The 3,245-nt window shown below is 59.7% G+C and carries 3 protein-coding genes; 1 reads left to right on the plus strand and 2 read right to left on the minus strand.

The genetic code is table 11. From position 1 onward, the window contains the following. Window positions 1-516 (plus strand): energy transducer TonB (locus tag VIH17_04220; protein HEY4682439.1); only part of this gene is annotated, 516 nt, incomplete at its 5' end. 58 nt (window positions 517-574) lie between these two features. On the opposite strand, the gene gcvPB is transcribed toward VIH17_04220, so the two are convergent. Together gcvPB and gcvPA are read right to left on the minus strand one after the other, a co-directional pair. After that, window positions 575-2,062, minus strand: coding sequence for an aminomethyl-transferring glycine dehydrogenase subunit GcvPB (gcvPB, locus tag VIH17_04225; protein HEY4682440.1), 1,488 nt, complete (start codon window positions 2,060-2,062; stop codon window positions 575-577). Then, on the minus strand, window positions 2,040-3,245 hold a 1,206-nt coding region (gene gcvPA, locus VIH17_04230; protein HEY4682441.1), incomplete at its 5' end, for an aminomethyl-transferring glycine dehydrogenase subunit GcvPA. The genes gcvPB and gcvPA, both read right to left, overlap by 23 nt.

Raw genomic sequence — 3,245 nt, forward strand, 5'->3', positions numbered from 1 at the left:
CCGATCGGGCCGAAAGAATCCTTTACCCAACGGGAAATGAAACGCGAAGAGCCCCCGCCGCGCGCACCGGTGGAAGATAAATTCGCCATCGCCGAACGACCGTTGCCCACTCTCAAGGAACTCCTCCCGCCGGTGAATTGGTCGACGAGCGGGCAGCGATCCAATAGAAACGATGGCCCGGTTTCCCTCAATACCCGGGATCCGCAGTACATCACCTATTTTGGGAGCATCAAACGTGCCATTGAGGTGGTCTGGCAATACCCGGAGATGGCGCTCAGGTACGGCTTACAGGGAAAGCTGCTGATGGAATTTTCGATCATGGGTAACGGCGAGCTGGCACGAGCGAGAATCCTTCGCTCCTCCGGGTCGAACTTGCTCGACGAAGAAGCGTTACGCGCCGTTCGGTCCGCGGCGCCCTTCAGCCCGATTCCGCCTTGGATCGGCAAAGAGAATATCGATATTCTCGCCAGCTTCGAATACTACGACAATCGTTTGAATTATCGATTCATGCCGTAGCAGGCGGCCGCTGTGGGCGCAGAAAGCGGTGGCGTCAATCCGGCGCGTCTAACCACGCTCACCCGGAAGCGGACGGCTCCCACCTGAGTATCGGCTTGCGCGCCGCCCGGGCTTCGTCCAGGCGGCTGACCGGCGTCGAGTGTGGCGCGGTTTTCACCAGATCCGGCTCCTCTTTGGCTTCACGCGCTATGGCCAGCATCGCGTTGACGAAGCCATCCAACGTTTCCTGGGTCTCAGTTTCCGTGGGCTCGATCATGAGCGCGCCGGAAACAACCAACGGAAAATAAATCGTCGGCGGATGAAACCCATAATCCAAGAGCCGTTTGGCAATGTCGAGGGTGCTTACTCCTAATTTATGTTGGATTTTATCGGTAAAGATGCACTCGTGCATGCAGGGCTCGTCGTAGGCGATTTGATAACTCTTTTCGAGCTTCCGTCGAATATAGTTCGCGTTGAGCAGCGCCATGCGACTCGCCTCTTCAAGGCCGTCGCCGCCGAGCGAGATCATGTAGGCGTAAGCACGCACGAGCACGCCGAAATTGCCGAGGAATGAGCGGACACGCCCGACAGACTTGGGAAAATCCTCAAGCAACTCGAAGCGCTGTCCCTGTTTCACGATCCGCGGCACCGGCAAGTAATCACGCAACCGTTCCTTCACCGCGACCGGCCCGGCGCCGGGGCCGCCGCCGCCGTGCGGCGTGGAAAAGGTCTTGTGCAGATTCATGTGCAGCACGTCCACGCCCATGTGTCCGGGCTTGGCCACCCCCATCAGCGCGTTGAGGTTGGCGCCGTCGAGATAGACCAGCCCGCCCTTGGCGTGGACCACCGCTGAAATGGCCTCGATGTTTTTTTCGAAAAGCCCCAGCGTGTTGGGGTTGGTGACCATCAGCGCGGCCACGTCCGAGTCCATCGCCTTGTCAACCGCCGCCGCGTCGATCACGCCTTGCGCGTTGGAAGCAATTTGAATGACATCATAACCGCACAACGTGGAACTGGCGGGGTTGGTACCGTGGGCGGTATCGGGAACGATAATTTTTTTGCGCGGGCCGCCCTGCTCGGTCAGATAGGCGCGAATCAACATCAAACCCGTCAATTCCCCCTGGGCGCCCGCCGACGGCTGCAGGCTCACGTGCTCCATGCCACTCACTTCAACCAACAGCCGCTCCAGCTCGTAGAGCAATTCCAGCGCTCCCTGCAACAAATCCGCCGATGCCAATGGATGAATTTCTGCGAAGCCGGGAAAGCGCGCCACTAATTCGTTGATTTTTGGATTGTATTTCATGGTGCAGGAGCCCAGCGGATAGAACTGGCTCTCGATGGCGAAATTGCGCTGGGAGAGACGGGTAAAGTGGCGCAACACTTCGAGTTCCCCCAGTTCGGGGAATCCGGCGATCTCATCACGCAGCAGCGCCTTTGGAATGGCGTCGTGCGCCGGAACTTCCGCCGACGGCCAGCAAAATCCACTCCGACCCGGCGAGCCGCTTTCGAAGATCAGCCGCGGCGCAGCCGTGCGAACTTTGCGGTCACCCGGCGATGCTTCTGACAAGGCGCTCGATCTCCTCTCGCTCGTTCATTTCGGTGACGCAGACGAGCAAGCAATCCTTCAGTTCCGGGTACCATTGGCGCAAAGCCACGCCGGGTACGATTCTCCCAGAGGCACACCGTCCCAATAGGCCGTCCATGTCGTCTGACCGAAGAACAAATTCGTTGAAAAACGGACCGGCAAAACCGGCTTGAATCCCGGTCTGTTGGATAAGGCGGCCATACGCTTCATGGGCGCGCGCCACGTTGACCTCAGCCAGCCGGCGCAGTCCGCTTTTCCCTAGAAGCGACATGAATACCGTCGACGCCAACACGCACAAGGTCTGGCTGGTGCAGATATTCGAGGTCGCCTTCTCGCGCCTGATATGCTGCTCGCGAGTCGCCAGCGTCAACACAAACCCGCGCCGGCCCTCGGTATCGACGGTCTCGCCCACCAGGCGGCCCGGTATGTTGCGGACGAATTTCTTCTGACAAGCAAAAAATCCGTAGGCGGGGCCGCCGAGCGACATCGGCACGCCCAAACTCTGTCCTTCACCGACCGCGATATCCACCCCCCAAGCGCCCGGCGGCTTGACCAGAGCCAAAGCTAAGGGTTCCGTGGTCACCGTGATCAGTTGGGCGCCGGCACGGGAACAGCCTGCTTGAATCGGGGCTAGATCCTCGATCACTCCGAAAAAGTTTGGATAACCGACGATGACGCACATCGATTGGTCGTTCAGCCGGCGGGTCAGCTGCTCGGCATCGGTGGCGCCGCTCGCGTCGAAGGGAACCTCCTCGACTTGCACATCGTCGAGATTTTTCAAATAGGTCGAAATGACGGCGCGATACTGCGGATGAAGGGCCCGGGACATCAGCACGCGGCGACGGCTTGCCGGTTGGATTCGGCGCGACATCAGCACCGCCTCCGCCGCCGCCGAGGCGCCGTCATATACTCCGGCGTTGGAAACCTCCATTCCGGAGAGCTGGCAGATGAACGTCTGGTATTCGAACAGCGCCTGCAATGTTCCCTGGCTCACCTCCGGTTGATAGGGCGTGTAAGAGGTCGAAAACTCGGAACGAGAGATGACCGCGTCCACCGCGCTGGGAATGAAATGATGGTAGATGCCACCGCCTAAAAAAAAGCTCCAGTCCGAAGCCGTGGCGTTTTTCGCCGCGAGCTCCGCCATGCGGCGCCGCACCGCGATCTC

The sequence above is a fragment of the Candidatus Acidiferrales bacterium genome (assembly GCA_036514995.1).
In the GTDB taxonomy this organism is placed as follows: Bacteria; Acidobacteriota; Terriglobia; order Acidiferrales; family DATBWB01; genus DATBWB01.